General features: G+C 73.6%; 24 protein-coding genes. 8 read left to right on the top strand and 16 right to left on the bottom strand.

The window, feature by feature from the left end; all coding sequences use genetic code 11:
• Positions 1 to 16: 16 nt before the first annotated feature.
• From ABZ573_RS02095 to ABZ573_RS02080, 4 genes are read right to left on the bottom strand one after another with little or no spacing between them, the layout of a single operon-like run.
• Positions 17 to 1,978, bottom strand: coding sequence for a DUF5941 domain-containing protein (locus tag ABZ573_RS02095; protein ID WP_358116096.1), 1,962 nt, complete (start codon positions 1,976 to 1,978; stop codon positions 17 to 19).
• Positions 1,979 to 2,019: 41 nt separating this feature from the next.
• Positions 2,020 to 2,766: an ABC transporter ATP-binding protein gene (locus ABZ573_RS02090; protein ID WP_151454135.1), complete on the bottom strand. Its 747-nt coding sequence runs from the start codon at positions 2,764 to 2,766 to the stop codon at positions 2,020 to 2,022.
• A gap of 2 nt (positions 2,767 to 2,768) precedes the next feature.
• Positions 2,769 to 3,596 carry an ABC transporter permease gene (locus ABZ573_RS02085; protein WP_358114776.1) on the bottom strand — a complete coding sequence of 276 codons (828 nt, stop codon included), beginning with the start codon at positions 3,594 to 3,596 and terminating at the stop codon, positions 2,769 to 2,771.
• 59 nt (positions 3,597 to 3,655) lie between these two features.
• Entirely contained in the window at positions 3,656 to 5,026 is a 1,371-nt protein-coding gene (locus ABZ573_RS02080; RefSeq protein WP_358114773.1) for an L-serine ammonia-lyase, read from the bottom strand.
• Between the two features lie 312 nt (positions 5,027 to 5,338).
• On the opposite strand from ABZ573_RS02080, the gene ABZ573_RS02075 reads away from it, so the two are divergent.
• On the top strand, positions 5,339 to 5,545 hold the full coding sequence (locus ABZ573_RS02075) for a PspC domain-containing protein (RefSeq protein ID WP_121396981.1): 207 nt from the start codon (positions 5,339 to 5,341) through the stop codon (positions 5,543 to 5,545).
• 85 nt (positions 5,546 to 5,630) lie between these two features.
• On the opposite strand, the gene ABZ573_RS02070 is transcribed toward ABZ573_RS02075, so the two are convergent.
• The 6 genes from ABZ573_RS02070 to pdxH all read right to left on the bottom strand — a co-directional run bounded on the left by ABZ573_RS02070 (position 5,631) and on the right by pdxH (position 10,584).
• Positions 5,631 to 6,398 carry a DUF4230 domain-containing protein gene (locus tag ABZ573_RS02070; protein ID WP_151454138.1) on the bottom strand — a complete coding sequence of 256 codons (768 nt, stop codon included), beginning with the start codon at positions 6,396 to 6,398 and terminating at the stop codon, positions 5,631 to 5,633.
• A gap of 153 nt (positions 6,399 to 6,551) precedes the next feature.
• Positions 6,552 to 6,857: a type II toxin-antitoxin system VapB family antitoxin gene (locus ABZ573_RS02065; RefSeq protein ID WP_089002310.1), complete on the bottom strand. Its 306-nt coding sequence runs from the start codon at positions 6,855 to 6,857 to the stop codon at positions 6,552 to 6,554.
• A gap of 201 nt (positions 6,858 to 7,058) precedes the next feature.
• Positions 7,059 to 7,661, bottom strand: coding sequence for a nitroreductase family protein (locus ABZ573_RS02060; protein ID WP_151454139.1), 603 nt, complete (start codon positions 7,659 to 7,661; stop codon positions 7,059 to 7,061).
• 12 nt (positions 7,662 to 7,673) lie between these two features.
• On the bottom strand, positions 7,674 to 8,603 hold the full coding sequence (locus ABZ573_RS02055) for an aldose 1-epimerase family protein (RefSeq protein ID WP_327030326.1): 930 nt from the start codon (positions 8,601 to 8,603) through the stop codon (positions 7,674 to 7,676).
• 53 nt (positions 8,604 to 8,656) lie between these two features.
• A complete protein-coding gene (locus ABZ573_RS02050; RefSeq protein WP_151454141.1) occupies positions 8,657 to 9,958 on the bottom strand; it encodes an MFS transporter in 1,302 nt (433 codons plus the stop codon).
• A complete protein-coding gene (gene pdxH / locus ABZ573_RS02045) occupies positions 9,955 to 10,584 on the bottom strand; it encodes a pyridoxamine 5'-phosphate oxidase (RefSeq protein ID WP_358116093.1) in 630 nt (209 codons plus the stop codon). Before pdxH ends, ABZ573_RS02050 begins: the two co-directional genes overlap by 4 nt.
• Before the next feature lie 285 nt (positions 10,585 to 10,869).
• On the opposite strand from pdxH, the gene ABZ573_RS02040 reads away from it, so the two are divergent.
• From ABZ573_RS02040 to ABZ573_RS02025, 4 genes are all read left to right on the top strand, one after another.
• The gene (locus ABZ573_RS02040) at positions 10,870 to 11,976 is read left to right on the top strand and encodes a citrate synthase 2 (RefSeq protein WP_151454142.1); all 1,107 of its coding nucleotides are present in this window, start codon (positions 10,870 to 10,872) and stop codon (positions 11,974 to 11,976) included.
• 282 nt (positions 11,977 to 12,258) lie between these two features.
• Complete coding sequence (gene serC / locus ABZ573_RS02035; RefSeq protein WP_151454143.1) at positions 12,259 to 13,386, top strand: phosphoserine transaminase; 1,128 nt, start codon at positions 12,259 to 12,261, stop codon at positions 13,384 to 13,386.
• A 187-nt stretch (positions 13,387 to 13,573) separates the two neighbouring features.
• A complete protein-coding gene (gene sepH, locus ABZ573_RS02030) occupies positions 13,574 to 14,656 on the top strand; it encodes a septation protein SepH (RefSeq protein ID WP_151454144.1) in 1,083 nt (360 codons plus the stop codon).
• A 77-nt stretch (positions 14,657 to 14,733) separates the two neighbouring features.
• Positions 14,734 to 15,720, top strand: coding sequence for an aldo/keto reductase (locus ABZ573_RS02025; RefSeq protein ID WP_151454145.1), 987 nt, complete (start codon positions 14,734 to 14,736; stop codon positions 15,718 to 15,720).
• Positions 15,721 to 15,730: 10 nt separating this feature from the next.
• Here the strand turns inward: ABZ573_RS02025 and thpR are convergent, their stop codons facing one another.
• From thpR to ABZ573_RS02000, 5 genes are all read right to left on the bottom strand, one after another.
• Positions 15,731 to 16,309 (bottom strand): RNA 2',3'-cyclic phosphodiesterase, encoded by a 579-nt coding sequence (gene thpR, locus ABZ573_RS02020; protein ID WP_327030325.1) that lies wholly within the window; start codon positions 16,307 to 16,309, stop codon positions 15,731 to 15,733.
• Positions 16,310 to 16,322: 13 nt separating this feature from the next.
• A complete protein-coding gene (locus ABZ573_RS02015; RefSeq protein ID WP_151454147.1) occupies positions 16,323 to 16,832 on the bottom strand; it encodes a hypothetical protein in 510 nt (169 codons plus the stop codon).
• A 96-nt stretch (positions 16,833 to 16,928) separates the two neighbouring features.
• Complete coding sequence (locus ABZ573_RS02010) at positions 16,929 to 18,212, bottom strand: MFS transporter (protein ID WP_151454148.1); 1,284 nt, start codon at positions 18,210 to 18,212, stop codon at positions 16,929 to 16,931.
• 68 nt (positions 18,213 to 18,280) lie between these two features.
• Positions 18,281 to 18,730: a MarR family transcriptional regulator gene (locus tag ABZ573_RS02005; RefSeq protein WP_192581363.1), complete on the bottom strand. Its 450-nt coding sequence runs from the start codon at positions 18,728 to 18,730 to the stop codon at positions 18,281 to 18,283.
• A gap of 119 nt (positions 18,731 to 18,849) precedes the next feature.
• A complete protein-coding gene (locus ABZ573_RS02000) occupies positions 18,850 to 20,325 on the bottom strand; it encodes an NCS2 family permease (protein ID WP_151454149.1) in 1,476 nt (491 codons plus the stop codon).
• 88 nt (positions 20,326 to 20,413) lie between these two features.
• Between ABZ573_RS02000 and ABZ573_RS01995 the strand changes: the two genes are divergently transcribed.
• The gene (locus ABZ573_RS01995; RefSeq protein ID WP_151454150.1) at positions 20,414 to 20,662 is read left to right on the top strand and encodes a DUF2530 domain-containing protein; all 249 of its coding nucleotides are present in this window, start codon (positions 20,414 to 20,416) and stop codon (positions 20,660 to 20,662) included.
• Positions 20,663 to 20,707: 45 nt separating this feature from the next.
• Here ABZ573_RS01995 and ABZ573_RS01990 read toward each other — a convergent pair whose 3' ends face one another.
• Positions 20,708 to 21,547, bottom strand: a complete 840-nt coding sequence (locus ABZ573_RS01990) for a DUF3027 domain-containing protein (protein WP_151454151.1) — start codon at positions 21,545 to 21,547, stop codon at positions 20,708 to 20,710.
• Between the two features lie 87 nt (positions 21,548 to 21,634).
• Between ABZ573_RS01990 and ABZ573_RS01985 the strand changes: the two genes are divergently transcribed.
• Both ABZ573_RS01985 and ABZ573_RS01980 read left to right on the top strand, forming a co-directional pair.
• A complete protein-coding gene (locus ABZ573_RS01985) occupies positions 21,635 to 23,314 on the top strand; it encodes an MFS transporter (protein ID WP_358114762.1) in 1,680 nt (559 codons plus the stop codon).
• Positions 23,311 to 23,976: a futalosine hydrolase gene (locus ABZ573_RS01980; RefSeq protein ID WP_358114759.1), complete on the top strand. Its 666-nt coding sequence runs from the start codon at positions 23,311 to 23,313 to the stop codon at positions 23,974 to 23,976. The genes ABZ573_RS01985 and ABZ573_RS01980 overlap by 4 nt, the downstream gene beginning before the upstream one ends.
• Position 23,977 lies beyond the last annotated feature (1 nt).

The following is a 23,977-nucleotide window of genomic DNA, read 5'->3' as shown; positions in this document are numbered from 1 at the left end:
CGGCCGGCCCCTGTCGTCAGCCCGGCGAGCGACCTCCCGCGCCGACCAGGCCCACCGACGCCCGCGCGGCGCGGGCGGGCAGGACGACCCAGGCGAGGGCGACACTCCCCACGAAAACCACGAGAAGGTACGTACCGAGTGTAGCCATCCCGATACCCGCAAAACCGACGATCGCCGCCAGGGCCAGCAGCACGGACCGGCCCTCCCAGCCCAGCGTGCCGCCATGCAGCGGCGGGGCGGACTGCCGCTTCTCCAGCCGCGCGGTCAGGTCGTAGTGGTGCAGGGTCAGCACGAAGACGTACCCGAAGATCAGCCACGGCGGCACGTCGCCGACCACCCCGACCGCGATGGCGAACAGGAACTCGCCCGCCCGCAGCGCGGCCGGCACCAGCCAGTCCAGCGGCCCGGCGTGCGTCGCGCCCGCGCCGAGGCCGGCGACCAGCAGCACCAGCAGCGCGACCGGCACCGCCCACCGCGGGACCTCCGCCCCGTCGCGGGTCAGCAGCGCCGCCACCAGCAGCGCCGCCGGGCCCAGCGCCGCGACGACCGCCAGCGCCAGCGGGCCCACCGGCCGGAGCGCCGGCAGGAACCGGGCCAGCGGCCCGTCGTCGCGGTGCAGGGTGGCGTCGACCGTGTCCAGCACCGGCACCCGCATCCAGCGGGCCCGCAGCGTACGCAGCGCCCCGGTGTACGCGAAGGCCAGCACCCCCCAGGCCAGCACCGTGTACAGGCTGACCAGCGGGCCGAACAGCGCCACCGTGATCGCGATCAGCGCCCACCGCTCCCCGATCGGGAAGACCACCGTGCGCTTCAGCCAGTACGAGACCGAACCCGTGTCGGCCTGCACCCGGTTGGAGGCGGCGTTCAGCTTGTCGCCGATGCCACCGCCGGCGGTGCCGACCGCCTTCGGCCGGCGCGCCGCCTCGTCGTGCAGCACGCCGTACCAGGTGTCCGTCATGTGCCGGACGGTCTGGAGGGTGATCGCGGCGATCGCCAGCGCCCAGCCGTACCGGAAACCGGCCTGGGTGGCCCCGTAGCCGAGGCCGGCGTAGACCACGTACTCCTTCGCCCGGTCGGCCATCGTGTCCAGCCAGCCGCCCCACGCGCTGAAGTGCCGGGTGTAGCGGGCGACCTGGCCGTCCACGCAGTCCAGCACGAAGCCGAGGTAGAGCAGCACCGCCCCGGCGACCAGCGCCAGCCGGCCGCCCGTACCGAAGAGCACGGCGGCGGCCACCGCGAAGGCCACCGAGATCATCGTGACGGCGGTCGGGCCGAGCCCGAGCTTCGCCGACGCCTTCGTCACGTACGGCGACCAGGTGCTGACGAAGAAGGTGGTGAAGAAGTCGTCCCGCTCCTTCACCGAGAGCTTCAGCTCGGCCCGGTCCTCGTCGACGGCGGCCACGGCCGCCTCCGCGGCGGCCAGCCCCGCCGGGTCGCCCACCCGGTGCGCCACGAGCAGGCGTACCCGCTGGGCGAAGGTCAGCACACCGAGCCCGGCGAGGCCGGCGAAGAGCCGGTCCACGGCGGGCCCGGCCGGCGGCGGCGCGGCGGCCGACGGCGCGCCGACGGGCACCACCCCGGCGGCGGCCGCGCGCGCGGCGGCGGCGAGCGACGGCAGGTCGTCGACGCCGACCCGCAGCGCGCCACCGAACACGCCGGTGGCTTCGCCGTCCAGCGCCTGCGCCGGTCCGGCCCCGACCACCTGGCCGCGCTCCTCGCGCACGGCCGTGTGGCCGTCGCCGGGCGGGTCGGTGAGCACCAGCGCGACCGTCGGCCCCACCGGGCTGGTGGCCAGGTGCCGCAGTACGGCGGTGTGCGCGACCAGGTCGGCGCCGGTGACGAGCACCGGCTGCGTGGCCGCGTCGACGAGGTCGGCCAGCTCGTCCAGGCCGGCGGCGTGGCGCACCTCGTGCGCCCCGGCGCGCCGGAGCTGGTCGGCCAGCCGGTCGGCGAGGTGCTCGCCCGAGCGGGTCGGCAGGCTCGCGGCCGGTGCGTCGGCGGCGAGCACGATCGCGAGCGTCACCGCGGAACCGCGACGTGGTACGCGTGCAGCGCCTCGGCGATCGTGCCGTCGACGCCCACCCGGCCCCCGTCGAGGTACAACCCCCGACGGCAGAACCGGGTCAGGTCCTTTTCGTTGTGTGACACCAGCACCAGAGTGCGCCCCTCCCCGAGCAGACGGTCGATCGTCGCATAACACTTCTTGCGGAACTCCTCGTCCCCGACCGCGGTCACCTCGTCCATGAGCAGGATCGGGTGCGGCAGGTGCGAGATGATGGCGAAGCCGAGCCGGACCTTCATGCCGGACGAGTAGTGCCGCACCGACGTGTCGACGGCCCGCTCCACCTGCTCGCCGGCGAACGAGACGATGTCGTCGAAGTGCCGCCGCAGGTAGCCCGACGGGAGCCCGTGCAGGCCGCCGACCAGGTAGAGGTTCTCCCGCCCGGTCAGGTCGTTGGAGAACCCGGCGGAGAGTTCCAGCAGCGGCGCGACGTCCCCGCGCACCCGGATCCGGCCCTCGTCGGGGATGAGCACGCCGGCGATCAGCCGCAGCAGGGTGCTCTTGCCCGTGCCGTTGCGGCCGACCACGCCCACGGTCTCCCCGGCCCGGACCGAGAACGACACGTCCCGCAGCGGCCAGAACCGCCCGTCGTCCGCGCCGCGCCGCCCCCGGTGGATCAACAGCTCCCGCAGCCGCAACTGCCGCCGCCGGTTGCGGACGAACCGGATGCCCAGCCCCTCCGCCTCGATGATCGGATCGGCCATCCCTACAGTTCCTTGAGCACGGCGGGTTCGAGCCGGCGGAACGACCACCAGCCGGCGGCCAGCACCAGCAGGCTGACGCCGACGGAGGTGGCGAGCAGCCGGGCGTCCGGGAACTCGTCCGGGTACCAGACCGAGTGGTGCAGCTGGAAGATGCCGACCAGCGGATTCAGCTCGTAGGCGACCTTCAGCCAGCCCGGCAGGTCGGCGTCGCGCACGAGGCTCAGCGGATAGATGATCGGGGTGGCGTAGAAGAGCACCCGGACGACCAGCCGCATGAAGCGCTCGACGTCGCGCATCAGCACGTTGACCGCCGAGAGCAGCAGCGCCAGCCCGACCAGCAGGACGGCCTGCACCGCCACCGCGAGCGGCAGGGCCAGCAGCGACCAGCCCGGCTCGACCCGGCCGGCCGCGGCGTACCCGACGGCGACGGCGAGCAGGATCGGCAGGCCGGCGGCGTACTCGGCGAAGCGGCCGGTGACCCGGCCGATCGGGAAGACCTGCCGCGGCACGTTCATCGTCGTGATCAGCCGGGCCTGGCCGGTCAGCGCGTTGGTCGCCTCGCTCAGCGCCGAACTGGTCCACATCCAGGCGAAGATCCCGGTGAGCAGGAACAGCGGGTACGAGTCGGCCGCGTCGCCGAGGTGGCGGTTGGTGTCCCGCGAGTAGAGGACCCCGAAGACGAACCAGTAGATCGCCCCCAGGCCGAGGGGCTCGATCAGCGACCAGAGATAGCCGAGCACGGACTGCTGGTACTTCACGGCGAGGTCGCGCCGGACGAGGATGCGCAGCGAGGTGCGGTGCGACCACAACGCCGCGACGCCAGAGGTCACCGCCGCCTCCCGCCTCACCGGACGGACGACAGGCTAGCAGTCGATGAACGAACGCCCCCTCAGCACTCGATCACGTTGACGGCCAGTCCGCCGCGCGCCGTCTCCTTGTACTTCACCTTCATGTCCGCGCCGGTCTCGCGCATGGTCTTGATGACCTTGTCCAGCGAGACGTGGTGCACCCCGTCGCCGCGCAGCGCCAGCCGGGCGGCCGTGATCGCCTTGATGCTAGCCACCGCGTTCCGCTCGATGCAGGGGATCTGCACCAGACCACCGACCGGGTCGCAGGTCAGGCCCAGGTTGTGCTCCATGCCGATCTCGGCGGCGTTCTCCACCTGCGCGGGGGTGCCGCCCAGCGCCTCGGCCAGCCCGGCCGCGGCCATCGAGCAGGCCGAGCCCACCTCGCCCTGGCAGCCCACCTCGGCGCCGGAGATCGACGCGTTCTCCTTGAACAGCACGCCGATCGCGCCCGCCGCCAGCAGGAACCGCACCACCCCCTCCTCGCAGGCGCCCGGGGAGAACCGGGTGTAGTAGTGCAGCACCGCCGGAATGATGCCGGCCGCCCCATTGGTCGGCGCGGTGACCACCCGGCCGCCGGCCGCGTTCTCCTCGTTGACGGCGAGGGCGAACAGCGTCACCCAGTCCATCGCCCGCAGCGGGTCGGCGGGATCGGACTCCGTCTCCAGGCTGCGACGCAGCTCGGCCGCGCGGCGGCGGACCTTCAGCCCACCGGGCAGCACCCCGTCGCGCGAGCAGCCCCGCTCCACGCACTCCCGCATCACCCGCCAGATCTCCAGCAGGCCGGCGCGCACCTCACCCTCGCCGCGCCACGACAGCTCGTTGGCGAGCATCACCTCGCTGATCGACAGCCCCGTCGACGCGGTCACGCCGAGCAGCTGCGCGCCGGTGAGGAACGGGTGCCGTACCCGGGTGGCGTCGGGCTTGATCCGGTCCGCCCCGGCCGCCGCCTCGTCCACCACGAAACCGCCACCCACCGAGTAGTACGTCCGGGTACGCAGCTCGACGCCGTCGCCGTCGTACGCGACGAAGGTCATCCCGTTGGGGTGGTACGGCAACGACCGGCGCCGGTGCAGCACCAGGTCACGGTCCGGGTCGAAGTCGATCTCGTGCGCGTCGAGCAGGCTCAGCCGGCGCTCGGCACGGATCCGGGTGATCCGCACGTCGACGGTGTCGGTGTCGACGGTCTCCGGGGCCTCGCCGGCCAGCCCGAGCAGCACCGCCCGGTCGCTGCCGTGGCCGTGCCCGGTCGCGCCCAGCGAGCCGAAGAGCTCCGCCTGCACCCGTGCCGTGCCGGTCAGCAACCCGTCGGCCTTCAGGCCCGCGACGAAGGTACGGGCGGCCCGCATCGGCCCCACCGTGTGGGAGCTGGACGGCCCGATGCCGACACTGAAGAGGTCGAAAACGCTGATCATGGCTGCACTTCCTCGCCGTCGTACCTCGTGGGTCTCCGGCACGGTCGTGGCCGGCCCGGTCGGGGCGGCCGTCCGGCACCCGGGGGTGTGGGTGCCCGACCGGCGAGCCTACCCGCCCAGCTCAGCCCCTGCCGCCAGCCGCGACCGCTCGGCACGGCCCGGCGGGTCCCGGGGGCGTCGCGGGGCCGGTTCCCGGGTAACCACCTACGGGTACGGGCACCGTCGATCCTCCTCCGGACCGAGGGCGCGGTGGCCACCCCTTCCTACCGTTGAGGGCAGAGGCGGCGAACGCCGCAGAGTGGGAGTACGACGATGAGTCGCAAACTGGTCCGCCCCCGTCAGGGGCGCATGATCGCCGGCGTCTGTGCCGGCCTGGCCCAGCGTTTCGGCAGGTCGGCCGGCTTCATCCGGCTGCTGTTCCTGCTGTCGCTGCTGCTGCCCGGCACCCAGGTGGTCGTCTACCTGGTGCTCTGGGTCCTGATGCCGAACGAGGACCGCTACGCCGCCGCCCGCTACTGAGCCCCGCCCCCGCCCGAGGCGGGGGTGAGCACGAGGCGCCCGTCCCGTCGACCGGGGCGGGCGCCGTCGCGTCGTGGGCCCACCGTCACGGGGCGGTGTAGGTGACCGTCACCTTCTCGTAGCCGAGGGAGCGCAGCAGCCCCTCCAGCATCTTGCGGGTGTTCTCCTCGGCCCGCTGGGTCAGGCCGCTGTCCCGGGCGGCGGTGGTGATCCGCTCCTCGGCGAGCTGGTAGACCTGCTGCTGGCGGTTGGGGTCGCCCTTCACCAGCTCGCCGACCCGGTTGAGCAGCCCGCGCTCCTCGGCGAAGACGTAGCTCTTCTCCAGGTCGAGGTTGGTCTTGCCGAGCTGCGGCGCCGGCAGCCTGATCTCCACCGACTTGCCGTCGGCCGACTCCACCACCGCACCCTCGGAGATCTTGGCGAAGTCGACGTACGCCTCCACGCTGCCCGCCCCGACGAAGAGGGTGCGCTGGCTGAGCAGCCAGTCGGGCACGTTGCGCCGGTCGTTCTGGAGATCGACGACCACCTGGAAGTTGCCCTCGGCCGCGACGTAGCGGCTGAGATCCTGGATCGACTTGAGCAGCGGCGGCTGGCTGCGGTCGGTCTGTTCCTTGGCGAACGGGTTGCGGAAGTCCGGCAGCAGGCCGGTGGCCTGCACACCGAGCAGCACCACCACCGCCAGCGCCGCCGCGCCGAGCACCCAGAGCAGGCCGCGCGCGGGCCCGCCCGCCGGTGGTGGTGGCGCACCCGGATCCGGTTCGGTTGTGACAGCCGACCGCTCCTTGAGCGCCTCGCCGGTCGGATAACCGGGGAACTCCCTCGTGGGCTCGTTGATGTCACCGTCGCGGGCCATGGCCCTCACCGTCCTCGTCAGACACGTCGTCTGGAGATGACGGTACGGCTCCGGTGCGACAGCCGCTCGTCGAAGGGCGCCGGCAGACGAAACCGCCGCGTCGAATCCGCGAAATCGCAGGTCAGTACGGGTCGGACGGCCGGCGGGCCGCGCTCACTCGATCGGGCCGGAGAGGACGAGCACCCGGGCGTGGATCTGGTTGCGCTGCTGGAGCGCCGCCCGCAGGGCGCGGTGCAGCCCGTCCTCCAGGTAGAGCCCGCCGTTCCACTGCACGACGTGCGGGAAGAGGTCGCCGTAGAAGGTGGAGTCCTCGGCGAGGAGCTTGTCCAGCGCCAGCTCACGCTTGGTGGTGATCAACTGGTCCAGGCGCAGTGGCCTCGGCGGGATCTCCGCCCACTGCTTGAGCGTCAGGTTGTGCTCCGGGTAGGGACGCCCGTCCCGGACCGCTCTGAAGATCACGACGGCACGCTCCCCTCCCCCTGGCCGGGCCGACCCACGACACCGGGTCGGGTCGCGGCGCGGCACCGCGACCCGCGGCACCGATGACCGTGCCAGCGTAGCGGGCTGCACCACACCGCGTTCTGCTCCCCGATGTCAGTTTCGCCACCCGCCATCCGGATCGCCACCGGAGGAAACACCCGACGGCCTGTCCGGCGCCGGTCAGCTCCAGCGCCCCCGCCGGACCACCTCGTCCACCGGGCGACGCCCCCGGCGCAGCGACGGTGACCGGTGGTCAGCCGCACGATAACCCACAGTGACGGCACCGACGGGCTCGTACTCCCCCGGCACCCCGAACGCCTCCCGGTAGGCGTCGAGGCGCTGCGCGGGGATGCCGAAGAAGCACGCCCCCAGCCCCTCGTCCACGGCGGTCAGCAGCATCAGCAGGGCGGCGAAGCCGGTGTCCACGTACCAGTAGGGCACCGGCCAGCGCTCGGTCGAGCGGTCCGCCCAGCCCTTGTCCGGTTCCGCGTAGCGCTCCAGGTAGGCCGACCGGTTCGCGTGCGGAACGACGATCAGCGGGGCCCGGCGCATCCCCGCCAGCCACCGCTCCCGGCCGCCGCCGCCCGGCGTGGTCGCCGCCCAGAACCGCTCCCGGTCCTCCGGCGCCTCCAGCACCAGGAAGCCCCAGCCCTGGGCGAAGCCGGCCGACGGCGCGCGGACCGCGTGGTCGAGCAGCCGCTCCACCACGTCGGGCGGGACGGGCCGGTCCGGGTCGTAGTTGCGCACCATCCGGCGTCGCCGGACCACCTCGCCGAACTCCATGCGCTCCCCGCCTCAGGCCCCGGGCCGTACGCCCCAGGCACCCCGCCAGGTCGCGCCCGGCTTCAGGGTGATCACGTCCCGGCCCGAACGGAACGCGTCCGGCGGGCAGGTCATCGGCTCCACCGCCACGGAACGGCGCCGCCGCTCGCCGGGCAGGGCGTCGCCGGTGAACACCTGCCACCAGCCGAACTCCCGGTCCGCCCAGATCCGTACGCCGGCCGTGCCGTCCGGGGCCGCCAGGCTGACCACCGAACCGCCGTCGTCGTCGCGGATCACGTCGCCGAAGCAGAGGTCGAGCCGGGCGCCGCCGATCCGGCGGGGGCTGGTCCAGTCGTACTCGGTGCCGGCGACCGGGGTGCCCCCGATCGGCAGCAGCCGGCCGTCCACCTGCAACCGCGTCCGGGCCGGCAGCCGCATCGACAGGTCGTCCACCGCCACCCCGGGCACCCGCAGGTACGGGTGCACCGCGAAGCCGAACGGCGCGGGCTCGGCACCGAGGTTCGTCGCCTCGTGCTCCGCGCGCAACCCGTCCGGGCCGACGCTCCAGCGGGTACGCAGCCGCAGCGGCCACGGGTAGCCCGGCTGCGGCGGCAGGTCGTAGCCGACGGTCACCGCGTCGGACGACTGCTCCACCAGCCGCCACGGCACCCAGTTGACCAGCCCGTGGATGGCCACGCCCCGGTCCGGCTCGCTGAGGGTGAGCTGCAACGACCGCTCACCGAAGGTGTAGCGCCCGTCGCGGATCCGGTTCGGCCAGGGGGCCAGCACCTGTCCCGCGCAGCCGGGACAGATCTCGTCGGCGGCGTACCCGTCGAGGTGGTCGGTCCCGTCGTGCCGGTATGTCCGGACCCCACCGCCCACCTCCACGATGACGGCCTCGTGGCCGGCGGCGGAAATGGTCCACTGCGCGCCCGAGGGCGGACGCTGGTCGGGGGTGTCCATGCGGGCGACCCTAACGGTTCCCGCCCCGCCGTCGCTCGCCCCGACCCGTCCCGTCACGCCTTGTCACCGCCGGAGGGGTCCGCCGCCCGGTAGCGCAGCAGCACCGGGAAGGCCACCGCGAGCAGCACCGCGAGGGCCGCCGAGAGCAGCCCGCCGCCGACCCAGGCGACGCCGCCGCCGAAACCGGCCGCCACCGCACCGGCCCGCAGGTCGCCCAGGCGCGGGCCGCCGGCGATGACCACCGTGTTGACGCCCATCAGCCGCCCGCGCATCCGGTCCGGCGCGTAGACCAGCAGCATCGACTGCCGCAGCACGGCGCTGACCAGGTCGGCCGCCCCGGCCACCGCGAGCAGCAGCACCATCAGCCAGAGCTGGCCGGCGAGGCCGGCCGCCGCGATCGCCAGCCCCCAGCCGACCACCGCCAGCACCAGCACCAGCCCCTGCCGGCGCAGCCGCCCGATCCACCCGGAGGTCAGCCCGCCGAGCATCGCGCCCGCCGCGATCGCGCTGTAGAGCCAGCCGACGGCCGCGCCGCCGCCGAACCGGGACTCGGCGATCTCGGGGAAGAGCGCCCGGGGCATGGCCAGCACCATGGCGATCAGGTCGATGACGAAGGAGAGCATCAGCACCGGGGTGGTGGCCAGGTAGCGCAGGCCGTCGACGATGCTGGCCAGCCCGGCCCGCCGTGGGGCGGCGGACGCGTCCGGGTCCGGCTCCGGCGGCATGGCCGGCAGCTTCACCGTCGCCCAGACGGCGACCGCGTAGAGCACCGCGTCGGCCGCGTAGGCGATCGGCAGGCCGAGGTCGGTGCCCCACCAGGCGAAGATCAGGCCGGCGGCCAGCGGGCCGACCACCGAGGCGGCCGTGTAGGTGGTGAAGTTCAGCGTGGTCGCCGCCGGCACCAGCTCCGCCGGCACCAGCCGGGGCAGGATCGCGTTGCGGGTGGGCGAGCTGATCGCGAAGGCGATCGACTGCACCGCCACCAGGACGAGCAGCAGCAGCGGGCTGCCGATCCCGAGCACCGCCTGCACCGCCAGGCCGAGCGTGGCGGCCCAGAGCACCGCCGCCGTCGCCAGCAGCACCTTGCGCCGGTCGTGCGCGTCGGCCACCGCGCCGCCCCAGAGCCCGAAGACCAGCAGCGGTACGAACGCCGCGATCCCGATCAGGCCGACCCAGAGCGAGCTACCGGTCAGCGCGTACATCTCCACCGGCACGGCGACGGCGGTGAGCTGGATGCCGAACATCGCGATGCCGTTGCCGAGCCACATCCGCCGGTACGCCGGCACGGCCAGCGGGCGCACGTCGATCGCGAACCGGCGCAGCCCGGTCGGCCGCGCGTCCTTGAGCTGGGTCACGGCGCCAGCCGCTCGACGGTCCACTCCCCGGGCCCGGTGAGCCGGAACCGCAGCCGGTCGTGCAGCCGGCTGACCCGGCCCTGCCAGAACTCCACCGACTCCGGCCGCACCCGCAGGCCGCCCCAGTACGGCGGGGCGGGGATCGGCTCGACCTCGGCGAACCGCTCCGCCGCCGCCCGGTACGCCTCGTCCAGCACGGTCCGCCCGGGGATCACCCGGGACTGGGTGCTGGCCCAGGCCCCGAGCTGGGAGCCGCGCGGCCGGCTGGCGAAGTACGCCTCCGTCTCCGCCCGGTCGACCCGCTCGACCCGGCCGGCCACCACCACCTGCCGGTGCAGCGGGAACCAGGGGAAGACGAGGCTCACGTGCGGGTTGACGGCCGCCTCGGCGCCCTTGCGGGACCCGTAGTTGGTGAAGAAGACGAAGCCCTCCGGGTCGTACCCCTTCAGCAGCACGGTGCGCGCGCTCGGGCGGCCCGCGGCGTCGGCGGTGCCGACCACCATCGCGTTCGGTTCGGGCAGTCCGGCGGCGACCGCGTCGGCGAACCAGCGGGCGAACTGGCCGTGCCAGTCGGCGGCCAGGTCCGCCTCGGAAAGGCCCAGCTCCGGGGCGTACTCGTTACGCATACCCGCCGGCCGGACTGTGTCCCCCGTCACGTTCCCCCTCCTCCTCGTCGACCCGGCCCGCTGCCTGCGGCGCTGGCCAGCCCGCACCGCACAGTGTCGCCGACGCGGTCCGGGCCGCCCGGACCGGGGATGTCGTGTGCGGCACAGTCGCAGTGGGTCGCGAATCCGGTTACCCAGCAGGCAAGATGTCACGAACACATCCCTGAGGGTCGCCTAAGGCGCTCGCCCGGCTGGGCCGGGACCGGAGCCCCGGGCGGGCGCACCGAGCAGATCCAGGAGAGCGACATGGCCGATTTCAAACCCGGACTGGAGGGCGTCGTAGCCTTCGAGACCGAGATCGCCGAACCCGACCGCGAGGGCGGCGCGCTGCGCTATCGCGGCGTCGACATCGAGGATCTGATCGGCCAGGTCTCCTTCGGCAACGTGTGGGCGCTGCTGGTCGACGGGCGGTTCGGCCCGGGTCTGCCGCCGGCGGAGCCGTTCCCGGTGCCGGTGCACTCCGGTGACATCCGGGTGGACGTGCAGTCCGCGGTCGCGATGCTGGCCCCGTACTGGGGTCTCAACCAGCTGCTCGACATCTCCGAAGAGCAGGCCCGCGAGGACCTCGCCCGGGTGTCGGTCACGGCGCTCTCCTTCGTCGCCCAGTCGGCGCGCGGCCTGGGCCTGCCGGCCGTGCCGCAGAAGGAGATCGACAAGGCGTCCACCATCGTCGAGCGCTTCATGAAGCGCTGGCGGGGCGAGCCGGACCCGCGGCACGTCAAGGCGGTCGACGCCTACTTCATCTCGGCCGCCGAGCACGGCCTGAACGCCTCCACCTTCACCGCCCGGATCGTCGCCTCCACCGGCGCGGACGCCGCGGCCTGCATCTCCTCCGGCATCGGCGCCCTCTCCGGCCCGCTGCACGGCGGCGCCCCGTCCCGCGTGCTCAGCATGCTGGAGGCGGTCGAGCGCAGCGGCGACGCCGAGGGCTACGTCAAGGGCGTCCTCGACCGGGGCGAGCGGCTGATGGGCTTCGGCCACCGCGTCTACCGGGCCGAGGACCCGCGCGCCCGAGTGCTCCGCCGCACCGCCAAGGAGCTGGGCGCGCCGCGCTTCGAGATCGCCGAGGCGCTGGAGAAGGCCGCCCTGGCCGAGCTCCAGGCCCGCCGGCCGGACCGGGTGCTCGCCACCAACGTCGAGTTCTGGTCGGCCGTGGTGCTGGACTTCGCCGAGGTGCCGGCGCACATGTTCACCTCCATGTTCACCTGCGCCCGGATGGGCGGCTGGAGCGCGCACATCCTGGAGCAGAAGAAGCTCCAGCGGCTGGTCCGCCCGTCGGCCCGCTACGTCGGCCCGGGCACCCGCAAGCCGAGCGACGTCGAGGGCTGGGACGCCATCCCGCACGGCGTCTGAGATGTGAGGAAGGGCCCCCTCCCAACGCCTGGCGTACAGGAGGGGGCCCTTCCTTGCCTCCGGGTGCGGCGCACTGGCACGGATTGTGGTGGACGCCTCAACGTCGCTGGTGGGATCAGCGGTCGGCGCGGCCGGCGCGGGTGGGAGGATGAGGGCCGGCAGTGACGCCGGACCGGGCCCGGGTCCCGGCCACGTCGTGCGCCTGAGCGCGCGTCCGCCGTCGATCCGTGCCCGCCTGAACACCGGGCCCGCCCTCGCCCATGCGGAAGGATCTCGACAACCGTGGCTGACGCACCGACCATCCGGATTCCCGACGACCTCAAGCCCGCCGACGGGAGGTTCGGCTGCGGGCCGTCCAAGGTCCGTCCGGCGGCGGTCTCCGCCCTCGCCGAGGTGGCGACCAGCTACCTCGGCACCTCGCACCGGCAGAAGACCGTCCGCGACGAGGTGGCCCGGCTGCGCCGCGGCATCGCCGACTTCTTCTCCCTCCCCGAGGGCTACGAGGTGGTGCTGGGCAACGGCGGCACCACGGCCTTCTGGGAGGTCGCGACGTTCGGCCTGGTCCGCGACCGGGCGCAGTTCGCCAGCTTCGGCGAGTTCGGCGCCAAGTTCGCCAAGTCCGTCAAGGACGCCCCGTTCCTCGGCGAGCCCACCGTCCGCAAGTCGGAGGCCGGCACCGCGCCCACCCTGACCGCCGAGGCCGGGGTGGACGTCTACGCCACCCCGCACAACGAGACCTCGACGGGTGTCGCGGTGCCGATCAGCCGGGTGGCCGGCGCCGACCCCGGCTCGCTGCTGCTGGTCGACGCCACCTCGGGCGCCGGCGGCCTGGACGTCAACGTCGGCGAGACCGACGTCTACTACTTCGCCCCGCAGAAGTGCTTCGGCTCCGACGGCGGCCTGTGGCTGGCCCTGATGTCGCCGGCCGCGCTGGAGCGGGCCGGCGAGATCAAGGCGTCCGGCCGCTACATCCCGGCCTTCCTCGACCTGGTCACCGCGATCGACAACTCGCGGCTGGAGCAGACCTACAACACCCCGGCGCTGGCCACCATCTTCCTGGCCGCCGAGCAGACCGACTGGATGAACTCCCAGGGCGGGCTGGCCTGGGCGGCCAAGCGCACGGCTGAGAGCGCCGCGATCGTGTACGGCTGGGCGGAGCGCTCCGAGGTGGCGACGCCGTTCGTCACCGACCCGGCGCTGCGCTCCAACGTGGTCGCCACCATCGACTTCGCCGAGTCCGTCGACGCCACCGCGATCGCCAAGGCGCTGCGCGCCAACGGCATCGTGGACACGGAGCCGTACCGGAAGCTGGGCCGCAACCAGCTCCGCGTCGCGCTCTTCCCGGCCGTCGAGCCGGCCGACGTCGAGGCGCTGACCGCGTCGATCGACTACGTGGTCGAGCGACTCTGATCGCCGTCACGGTCGGTGGCCGCCGGACGCGTCGGCGGCCACCGACCGTGATCATCGTCGCAGCTCAGTCGCGACATGCGGGTGTCGCATCCCCCACCTGCGGACAGATGCGCGTACGGTGGTGCGAGGACGCCCGGGTGGCCGGCTCGTGGCGTGACGGCCAGCGAAGCGGGACGGAGGCTACGCCATGCGCCCAGTACGCTTCGTCGCCCTCTCCGAGGACGGCCAGGCCCTGGTGCTCGCCGACGAGGTCGGGCGACTGCTCGCCCTGCCCATCGACGAGCGGATCGCCGGCGCGTTGCACGCCGAGCCCGGCGCCCCGCCGCTCGCGGTGGCCCCGACGGCGACCGCCGACCCGGTGCCCTCACTCTCCCCACGGGACATCCAGGCCAAGATCCGTTCCGGCGAGTCCGCCGAGGACGTCGCCCGGATCGCCGGCGTGCCGGTCGACCGCGTGCTGCGCTACGCCGGCCCGGTGCTCCAGGAGCGGGCCATGCTCGCCCAGCACGCCCGCCGCACCCGGCTGAAGGGCGCGGAGAAGCCCACTCCGCTCGCCGAGGTGGTCAACGGCCGGCTCGCCCAGCACGGGATCGACACCGAGAAGATCTCCTGGGACGCGTGGCGCCGCGACGACGGCACCTGGCGGATCGTGGCGACCTGGCCCTCGGGCAAGGCGACCGCGCAGGCGATCTGGGATCTCGACAAGACCCGGCAGTCGGTCACCCCGCACGACGACATGGCGCAATACCTCTGCGCCGAGCGGCCCACCCCGATCCTCGGCCAGGAGCCGGCACCGGAGCGGGGCGGCCACGCGCTGCCCGGCCCGTCGCGCGGCGAGCCGAGCCGGGGCGGGCACGGTCTGCCGGCGGCGGCGGAGCACAGCCGTCCCGGCCGCGACCCGATCCGGGCCGGGCGGGACGCCCTGCTCGCCTCGCTCGACCGTCCGCTCGGCTCGACCTCGGGTCGTGGGCTCGAACCCCGCACCCCGGCCGCCCTGGCCGGGCAGGACGCGCCGCGCCAGCGGCCGGTCGGTGGCGGGGCGGCGGCACTGCTCGGCGGTGGCCAGGGTTCCGCCTTCGACGACGACTCGGACGCGCCCAAGGAGGTGCCGGCCGTGCCGTCGCTGGCGGTGCTCCGGCCCCGTCGCACGGGCGCGCCGGCGGCAGCGTCGGGCGAGTCGACCGACGCCAGCGGTAAGCCGCGCAAGCGCCTGCCGAGCTGGGACGACGTGCTCTTCGGCAGCGGCCCGGCGGCCCGCGAGTCCTCGTGACCGCCTGACTCCGGCGACCACCCGGTCGCCGGAGTCAACGCGAGGCGCTCCAACTGCCGCCGTGGCAGGGTGGCCTCATGGAGTACACGAACCTCGGCCGTACGGGCCTGTCGGTCAGCCGCCTCTGCCTCGGCACGATGAACTTCGGGCCGCAGACCACCGAGCCGGACAGCTTCGCGATCATGGACCGGGCCCTCGACCACGGCATCAACTTCTTCGACACCGCCGACGTCTACGGCTGGCAGACCGGCGAGGGGATCACCGAGCAGATCATCGGGCGCTGGTTCGCCCAGGGCGGCGGCCGGCGGGAGAAGGTCGTGCTGGCCACCAAGGTCTACGGCAAGATGGGCGAGTGGCCCAACCAGCAGGGCCTCTCCGCCCGGCACATCGTCCGGGCCTGCGAGGACTCGCTGCGCCGCCTCCAGACCGACACCATCGACCTCTACCAGATGCACCACGTCTCGCGGAGCACGCCGTGGGAGGAGATCTGGCAGGCCATGGAGACCCTGGTCGCCCAGGGCAAGGTCCTCTACGTCGGATCGTCCAACTTCGCCGGCTGGCACATCTCCGTGGCGCAGGAGGCGGCGGGTAAGCGCCACTTCCTCGGCCTGGTCTCGGAGCAGTGCATCTACAACCTCATGACCCGGTACGTCGAGCTGGAGGTGGTGCCCGCCGCGCAGCACCACGGGCTGGGCGTCATCCCGTGGTCGCCGCTGCACGGCGGGCTGCTCGCCGGAGTGCTGCGGAAGATGGCCGAGGGCGGGGCCGCGCGGGGCGCCAGCGGCCGCTCCGCCGACGCGCTCGCCGAGCACCGGCCGACCATCGAGGCGTACGAGAAACTCTGCGGCGACCTCGGTCACGACCCGGCGGACGTGGCCCTCGGCTGGCTGCTGTCCCGGCCCGGGGTGACCGCCCCGATCATCGGACCGCGCACCACCGACCAGCTCGACCGTTCCCTGGGCGCCCTGACCGTCGACCTCGACGAGGACACCCTCACCCGCCTGGACGAGCTCTTCCCGCCCGTCGGCAACGGCGGCCCCGGCCCCGAGGCCTGGGCCTGGTGACCGGGGAGCGTCAGAGGGGCCAGGCGGCCAGGCGGTCGTAGGTGGGGCGGGGGCCGGGGTGGCTGCGCACGAGGACCATCTCGCCGGCCGGCCACTCCGGGCCCTCGTAGTCGTCGAGGGTGGCGACGTCGGCGGCCACGTCGGCCGGGGGCACCCGGTCGCCGGGGCGCGCGACGGTCAGGTGCGGGCGGAACGGCTTCTCGTCGTGCGGCAGGCGGGCGTGCCGCAGCCGGGAGCGGATCAGCCGGGCCAGCACCAGCACCGGCTCCACCTCGCCCCGCAGGTCGACCCAGAGCACGGTGAACCGGCCCCGCCCGAACCGCCCGCCGCCGGCCAGCCTGAGCCGGGGCGCGGCCTGGCGGCCGTCGCGGGACCACTCGGCGGCGAGCCCGAGCGCGCTCTCCACCGCGACCAGCCGGTCCGCCTCGACGTCGCCGAGGAAGGCGAGGGTGACGTGCGCGTTGGCCGGGTCGGCGAGCCGGACGTTGGTCCCGGCGGCGGCCGCCGCGCCGATCCGCAGGCGGGCGACCTGCGCGCCGAGGTGCGCGACCGCCTCGGGCGGCGGGTAGAGCGCGACGAAGAGCCTCACGCGGGCCCCGCCCTCAGCGGTGACGCTGCCAGTGACCGGCCCGGGCGGCCGGCAGGGTCAGCCCGGCGGCGTGCAGCAGGCCCTCCACCCGGACGCGTTCCAGCTCCAGGTCGACGCCCTCCAGCTCCGTCAGGTGCTCGGCCAGCCCGAGGGCCCGGCAGGCCAGCCGGAGCCGGTCGTCGTACGCCTGGAGGACCATGGCGTGCCAGACGGGCTGGCGGCCGTCGGAACCCACCCCCTGGCTGCGCAGGCGGCGCAGGTCGGCGGCGAGTTCCTCCAGCGGGCGCCGGTCGGGCCGGTCGAAGGCGGTGAGGTCGATGTCGCGGGTCAGCGCGTCGGCCTCGACGGCCCGGTCCAGCCGGACGATGGTGCGCCGCTCCCGCCGGCGCTCACGCCACTCGGCGTACCCGCAGGCGACCCGGTCGATGATCTCGTCCGCGCAGAAGACCAGGGCGATCAGCGCCGGCAGGCTGGCCATGGCGACGATGGCCAGGATCAGCAGCAGCGCGCGTCCGAGCTCCACGTATCGACGCTAAGCCGCTTTCCCCCTTACCGCCACCGCTTTCGTGTCATCCGCGCCCTCGGTCGAGGAAGCGATCGGCCCGCCCGGGCGACGGGCTCAGCAGTCGGCGGAGGTGACGTAGAAGCGCGGCATCGGCAGGATGCGGAAGCGCAGCCGGGCACCGGAGCGGCGCAGCTGCCAGGTGAGCGCGACCAGGATGGTGGCCAGCGAGATCAGCCCACCGATCCAGATGCTGGCACCGGCGCCGTAGGTCTCGGCGACCCAGCCGATGAGCGGCGCACCGACCGGGTTGGTGCCGAGGAAGACCAGCACCCACAGGGCCATCACCCGGCCGCGGAAGGCGGCGTCCGTGCCGAGCTGGACCCGCTGGTTGGCCGCCTGGGCGAAGAAGACCATGAAGAACCCGGTCGGCAGCAGCAGCGTCACCACCATCCAGTACGCCGGGGCGAGCCCCACCAGCGTGCCGAAGCTGGCACAGCCGACCCCCGCGCCGAGCACCAGCCAGACCGACGGGCGGCTGCGCCGCCCGGTGCCGGCGAGCGCCCCGACCAGCGCGCCGACCGCCAGCGCGGTGCTGAACAGCCCGAACGAGGCGGCACCGGTCTGGAACACGGTCTTGGCCAGCGCGGCGAGGGTCAGCTGGAAGTTGAACAGCGACATGCCGATCACCGACATCACCGCCATGGGCAGCAGCAGGTCGGGCCGGCGCCAGACGTAGCGCAGGCCGTCGACGACCTTAGCCGACGCCCGCTCGTCACGCGGCGGCAGCGCCTCCCGGTGCAGCTCGGCGGGGCGCATCCGGATCACGGTGACCAGTGGGGCGATCGAGCTGAGCGCGGTGAACATGAAGACCGGCCCGACGTCGAAGGCGGCGATGGCCAGGCCGGCGACGGCCGGCCCCACGATTCGGGCGGAGTTGAACACGGCCGCGTTGAGCGAGAGCGCGTTCGGCAGCAGCGACGTACCGACCAGCTCGGAGACGAACGCCTGCCGGACGGGGGTCTCCACGGCGTTGGCGACGCCGAGCAGGGCCGCGAACGCGAAGACGTGCCAGAGCTGCACGAGGCCGGTGATCACCAGCAGGGCCATGGCGAGGGCCAGGACGGTCCAGAACGCGTTCGCGACGAAGAGCAGCATCCGCTTGTCGTAGCGGTCGGCGAGCCGCCCGGAGAGCAGGGTGAGCAGCAGCACCGGGGTGAACTGGAGCGCGGTCACCACGCCGAGCGCGGTGGCGGAGTTGTCGGAGAGCTCGAGGACCAGCCAGTCCTGGGCGATGAACATCATCCAGACGCCGATCAGCTTGATCAGTTGCCCGGATGCGAAGAGCCGGTAGTTGCGGACCTGTAGGGACTGGAACATCGTGCTCAGCTTCGCCTGCACTCTTGGTGCGCCTCCTCGCGGTCGTACGCGTCATCGACGGCGGACGGCGCGGTGGCACGACGCGCGGATCAGGCGCGGGCGAGCTGCTGAAGGATCTCGGCGGCCTGCCGCAGGGTTTCCCGCTCGGCTTCGGTCAGGTCGGCCAGCCGGCGGGCCAGCCACTCGTCACGGACCCGCTCGAACTGGTCGAGCACCGCCCGTCCCCCCTCGGTCGCCGCCAGGATGACCTGCCGGCCGTCGGTCGGATGGGGGGTGCGCTGCACGAGGCCGCGCTCCTCCAACTTCGCGACGATCCTGGTCATCGTGGGCGGCTGCACCCGTTCCACGTCGGCCAGTTCCCGAGGCGTCAGCGCACCCGCCAGCCGGAGGCTGGTGAGCGCGGAGAGCTGGGTGACCGTGAGGTCGCCGACCGGCCGGGCCTGGCGGACCCGCCGGTTCAGCCGGGTGATCGCATCACGCAACTGAGGTGCCAGCTGCGCCGGTGGCACGCGTTTCGCCGTCACCGTCCGCTCCGTCACGATAGTTAGCCTAACTAATTAGCTTGGCGAATGACCACTGATATGACCACGCTCACGAGAAGTTTGTCCTGCTCCGGGCCGGGTACCCCGTTCGGTCACCGGCCCGGAGCAGGCCGTGTTCAGAGCACCGACTCGATCGGCCCGCGCAGGAAGTAGAGCACGAAGAGGGCGGCCACCCCGTACAGCAGCGGGTGGATCTCCCGTGCCTTGCCCCGGGCGAGCTTCACCACCACGTACGAGATCAGGCCGGCGCCGATGCCGTTGGAGATCGAGTACGTGAAGGGCATCAGCACGATCGTTAGGAACGCCGGGATCGCGATCTCGTAGTCGGACCAGTCGATCGTCCGCACCGCGGTCATCATCAGGAAGCCGACCACCACCAGCGCCGTCGACGCCGCCTCGAACGGCACCACCACGACCAGCGGCGCCAGGAACATCGCCAGCAGGAACAACCCGCCGGTGACCAGGTTGGCCACGCCCGTACGGGCGCCCTCCGCCACACCGGCGGCACTCTCGATGTACGACGTGTTGCTGGACGTGCTCGCCGCACCGCCGGCAGCCGCCGCGATCGAGTCGACCAGCAGGATCTCCTTGGCCCGCGGCGGGGTGCCCTGCTCGTCGAGCATGCTCCCCTCCTGGCCGACCGCCACCATCGTGCCCATGGTGTCGAAGAAGTCCGTGATCAGCAGGGTGAACACGAACATCAGCACGACGACCCAGCCGGCGCGGCCCCACGAGTCGAACAGGTTGAAGTTGCCGAGCAGCGACAGGTCCGGCACGTCCACCCAGGTCTTCGGCAGCTCGGGGACGTTCAGCGCCCAGCCCTTCGGGTTGGGCTTGCCGTCGACGAAGGACGGCCCGATGTTCAACAACGCCTCGACGACGATCGCCAACGCGGTGGAGCCGAGGATGCCGATCAGGATCGCGCCCTTGACCCGCCGCACCATCAGCACGATGGTCAGCAGCAGACCCACCACGAAGACCAGCATCGGCCAGCTGCCGAGGCTGCCGTCGATGCCCAGCCCGACGGGGACCGTGGTGTTCTCCGAGTCCGGCACCCGGCGGACGAAGCCGGCGTCGACCAGGCCGATGATGGTCAGGAAGAGGCCGATGCCGACGCCGATCGCCGTCTTCATCTGCGTCGGCACCGAGCGGAACACCGCCGTACGCAGGCCGGTCAGCACCAGCACCGCGATGATCAGGCCCTCGATCACCACGAGGCCCATCGCGTCCGCCCAGGTCATCTCCGGGGCGATCTCGTACGCGACCAGCGCGTTGACGCCGAGGCCGGCGGCGAGCGCCAGCGGGAACCGGCCCACCACGCCCATCAGGATGGTCATCAGGCCGGCGACGAGGGCGGTTGCCGCGGCGAGGGCGGCGATGGAGAGCTTCTTGCCGTCGCCGTCGACGGCACCACCAATGATGAGCGGGTTGAGCACCACGATGTACGCCATCGTGAAGAAGGTCGCCAGGCCCCCGCGTACCTCGCGGCTCATCGTCGAGCCACGGGCGGAGATCTCGAAGTACCGGTCGAAACCGTTACGGGGGTGCGCTGGGTCGGGTGGTGTGCCGTTCTCGGGCGGCGCTACTGCCATCAGGTCCTCGCAGGTGGATCTTCCGTTGTCGCGCGCATCGTCGCAGATCACCGGCCAGCAGGAAAAGTTGATCGCGTACGCTTGCCGCGTGCCGAAGGAGCAGCCCCCGCGGCCCGAGCCGCTCGACCCGCCGATGGTGCCGTTCGCCCTCGCCGGGATCGCGGCCTGGGCGCTCGCCGGGCTGGTACTGCTGGTCTTCTTCCGCGACTGGCTGACCGCGCACGATCACCAGGACTGGCTGTGGACCTGCCTGGCCGGTTTCCTGTGGGGTTTCCCCGGTCTCGCCGTGATGATGCGGCACGACGCCAACCGACGTCGCCGCCGCGCCGGCCGCTGACCTGCGACGACACCGGTCCGCCGGACCGGCGCCGTGCCAACGGCGTCAGGGGTGGCCGTACGGCTCCGCCGGCTCCGCGGCCTCGACGGAGCCCGGCGCCCGGCTGACCGCCATGGGCTCGACCGCGCTGTCGTCGTAGACCGTCGGCATCTCCTCGACCGGGGTCTCGGCCGCCTCGATCAGGGTCTCCGAGTGCGCCCCGCAGCCGTGGTCGGCGCTGACCACCCGGCCGTCGTCGGGGGCGTAGAAGTTGCCGCAGGCCCCGAAGGACTGCCGCAGGGCGCCGGCGAGCGGCAGGTAGAAGCCGCAGGTGCCGCAGCGGGCGGCGGCGGGGGCCGCGGCCGAGATCGCGGCGGACGGGCCGTGGTCGCCGTCGTACCAGCGCTGGGCGGCCTCGCTGCGCCCCTCCCGGGAGAGCACCCGGGCCCGACCGAGACCCAGCTCCCACGCGGTCTCCTCGACCGCCGGGTCGTCGGAGAGCAGGTAGCCGGGCTGGAGCCGGTCGTCGTCCGCCGGGGTGGGCAGCAGGTCGCCGGGGCCGAGGTCGCCCGGCTTGAGCCGCTCCTGCCACGGCAGCCAGCCGGGCGCGAGCATCGCGTCCGTGCCGGGGATCAGCACCGTCTCGCAGACGGTGACGTGCCGGCTGCGCGGCACGCGGGTGACGGTGACCGCCCACCGCCAGCCCCGGTAGCCGGCGAGCCGGCACTCGAAATAATGGGTGACGAGTCGATCGCCCTCCGCGACGGCCTGCAGGTGGTCGCCGATGTCCGAGGGGTCGACCTCGGTGATGGCGTCACGTGCCACCTCGACGGCGGCGGCGCAGACCTGGTCGAGACGAGCGGCACGGGCGGAGGCAGGCCTGGTCACCCAACCATTGTTCCCCATGCGTACGGCCGACCGACAGGCACCCGCCGACGACGTTCTGGGACAGTGGTGCGGCACGGACGGACCGGATGGGTGAGGATGGTGGGCATGCCGCTGTTCTCCCGCTCCGGGCGGTCCGTACTCGGGCGGACCGTCGGCACCGGCATCAAGGCCGTCCGCCTGCTGTTCCGTGGCTCGGTCAGCAGTGGTCGCTGGATGACCCGGCGGGCGGGCCGGGCCCGCACCCGGGGCGCCGGGGGCGAGGTCGGCATGGTCCGCCTCTTCGACCTGCACGCCGTCTCCTGCGCCGGGGACACGCTGATCGCCATCGGCCTCGCCGGGACGATCTTCTTCAACGTCCCGCTCGGCGAGGCGCGCAGCAAGGTCGCCCTCTACCTGCTGGTGACCATGGTGCCGTTCGCCATGCTCGCCCCGGTGGTGGGCCCGCTGCTCGACCACTTCCGCCACGGCCGCCGGTACGCGCTGGCCGCCACCATGCTCGGCCGCGCCTTCCTGGCCTGGCTGATCTCCGACTACATCCACGGCTTCGGCCTCTACCCGGCGGCCTTCGGCGTGCTGGCACTCTCCCGCGCGTACGGGGTGGCCCGCTCGGCGGCCGTCCCACGGCTGCTGCCGGAGGGGCTGGGGCTCTCCCAGGTGGGCGCCCGGGCCAGCGTCTACGGCACGGTGGCCGGCGCCCTGGTCGCTCCGATCGGGCTGGCCGCCTTCTGGTTCGGGCCGCAGTGGCCGCTCCGGGTCGCCTCGATCATCTTCCTGGTCGGCATGGTGATCTCCCTGCGCCTGCCGCCGAAGGCCGACTCCGAGCCGCCGGAGCGGGTGCCCCGGCCGCTACGTGCGCTCTGGCGGCGCACCGGCGACCGCCCGCTGGGACGGGGACGGCCGGCCGGCCGGCTCGTGATCGCCACCCTGATCGGTGCCGCGACGCTGCGCGGGCTGTACGGGTTCCTGCTGCTCTTCCTGGCCTTCGCGATCAAGGCCGGCGACCTGACCACCGTCGTCTTCGGCCGGGACCTGGGCGACGAGGGAGCTCTGGGCCTCGTCGGCGCCGCGCTGGCCGTGGGCACCTTCCTCGCCACCGCGATCGGCACCCGGCTGCGCATCCACCGACCCGTCGCGATCCAGTCCAGCGGCATGATCATCGTGGGTGGGGTGGCGGTCCTCGCCGCGTTGAAGTTCTCGCTGCCGATGGTCGCCCTGCTCTGCCTGGTGGCCGCGCTGATGAGCGGCATCGCCAAACTCACCGTGGACGCCTCGATCCAGGAGCGCATCCCGGAGCGGCTGCGGGCCAGCTCCTTCGCCCACTCCGAGACCGTGCTGATGCTCGCGTTCGTCGCCGGGGGCGGGCTGGGGCTCGTACCCTTCGACGGCCGGATCGGGATCGCGGTCGCCGCCGGGGCCGGCACGCTGGCCGCCGTCCGAGGCGTGGTGGTGGCAAGCCGCCTGCGCGCCGAGCGGCTGGCCGGTCGCCCGCTCGCCGACGACGAACTGTCCGACGAGACCGACGAACCCGGCAGCGACACCGGCACCGGCAGAGGTAGCGGGGAAGACCCGGCCGGCACGGACGCCGGCGCACGCGCCGAGGCAGGGGGCGGCCCCGACACGGGGGTGGCACCGGTCTCGCCCGCTCCGGCGCAGGGCGGCTCGCCGCTGGACGACCCGGCCCTGGCCCCGCCGGGGTACCACATCTACCGGCCGTCGTCGGCCGTCGGCGGGCCGGGCGGGGCGGACGACGAGACCCGGCGGGAGCCGCAGGGGCCCCTGCCGTGACGGGCCTGCTGGTGGTCACGGCGGTGCCCGCCGAGGCCGAGGCGGTCCGCGCGGGCCTGACGGATGCGTCGACGACGGTGCTGCCCGTGGGCGTCGGCCCCGCCGTCGCCGCCGCCACCACCGCCCGGCTGCTGGTGCTCGCCGAGGCGGCCGGGCGCCCGTACCGCGGTGTGGTCAGCGCGGGCGTGGCGGGCGGCTTCGCCGGCCGGGCGGACGTCGGCGCGACGGTGCTGGGCGCCGTGTCCGTCGCCGCCGACCTGGGCGCCGAGTCGCCGGCGGGCTTCCTCCCGGTGGACGAGCTGGGCATGCCCCCGGAGTGGCTCGGTGGCGGCATCGCGCTCGCCGCCGACCCCGGCCTGCTGGCCGCCCTGCGGGCCGCGCTGCCGACGGCGACGGTGGGCGCGGTGCTCACCGTCAGCACGGTGACCGGCAGCGCCGCCAGCACCGACGCCCTGCGCCGGCGTCACCCCGACGCGGTCGCCGAGGCCATGGAGGGGTACGGCGTGGCCGTCGCCGCCGCGCAGGCCGGCGTCCCCTTCGCCGAGCTGCGTACCGTCTCCAACCCGATCGGCCCCCGCGACCGCGACGCCTGGCGCATGCGCGAGGCGCTCGCCGCCCTCACCACCGCCGCCACGGCCCTGACCTCACCCGCCCTGCCCTGAC

The sequence above is a fragment of the Micromonospora sp. NPDC007220 genome, assembly GCF_040634035.1.
GTDB lineage: Bacteria > Actinomycetota > Actinomycetes > Mycobacteriales > Micromonosporaceae > Micromonospora > Micromonospora reichwaldensis.
This window is presented reverse-complemented; position numbering and strand designations above follow the sequence as displayed.

What these genes read in the sequence shown, in the direction of transcription:
- ABZ573_RS02090 (WP_151454135.1), bottom strand. Translation starts at nt 2,766, where the DNA reads ATGGCCGATCCGATCATCGAGGCGGAGGGGCTGGGCATCCGGTTCGTC.
- ABZ573_RS02080 (WP_358114773.1), bottom strand. Translation starts at nt 5,026, where the DNA reads ATGATCAGCGTTTTCGACCTCTTCAGTGTCGGCATCGGGCCGTCCAGC.
- ABZ573_RS02075 (WP_121396981.1), top strand. Translation starts at nt 5,339, where the DNA reads ATGAGTCGCAAACTGGTCCGCCCCCGTCAGGGGCGCATGATCGCCGGC.
- ABZ573_RS02070 (WP_151454138.1), bottom strand. Translation starts at nt 6,398, where the DNA reads ATGGCCCGCGACGGTGACATCAACGAGCCCACGAGGGAGTTCCCCGGT.
- ABZ573_RS02060 (WP_151454139.1), bottom strand. Translation starts at nt 7,661, where the DNA reads ATGGAGTTCGGCGAGGTGGTCCGGCGACGCCGGATGGTGCGCAACTAC.
- ABZ573_RS02055 (WP_327030326.1), bottom strand. Translation starts at nt 8,603, where the DNA reads ATGGACACCCCCGACCAGCGTCCGCCCTCGGGCGCGCAGTGGACCATT.
- pdxH (WP_358116093.1), bottom strand. Translation starts at nt 10,584, where the DNA reads ATGCGTAACGAGTACGCCCCGGAGCTGGGCCTTTCCGAGGCGGACCTG.
- ABZ573_RS02040 (WP_151454142.1), top strand. Translation starts at nt 10,870, where the DNA reads ATGGCCGATTTCAAACCCGGACTGGAGGGCGTCGTAGCCTTCGAGACC.
- sepH (WP_151454144.1), top strand. Translation starts at nt 13,574, where the DNA reads ATGCGCCCAGTACGCTTCGTCGCCCTCTCCGAGGACGGCCAGGCCCTG.
- ABZ573_RS02025 (WP_151454145.1), top strand. Translation starts at nt 14,734, where the DNA reads ATGGAGTACACGAACCTCGGCCGTACGGGCCTGTCGGTCAGCCGCCTC.
- ABZ573_RS02000 (WP_151454149.1), bottom strand. Translation starts at nt 20,325, where the DNA reads ATGGCAGTAGCGCCGCCCGAGAACGGCACACCACCCGACCCAGCGCAC.
- ABZ573_RS01990 (WP_151454151.1), bottom strand. Translation starts at nt 21,547, where the DNA reads ATGGGGAACAATGGTTGGGTGACCAGGCCTGCCTCCGCCCGTGCCGCT.
- ABZ573_RS01985 (WP_358114762.1), top strand. Translation starts at nt 21,635, where the DNA reads ATGCCGCTGTTCTCCCGCTCCGGGCGGTCCGTACTCGGGCGGACCGTC.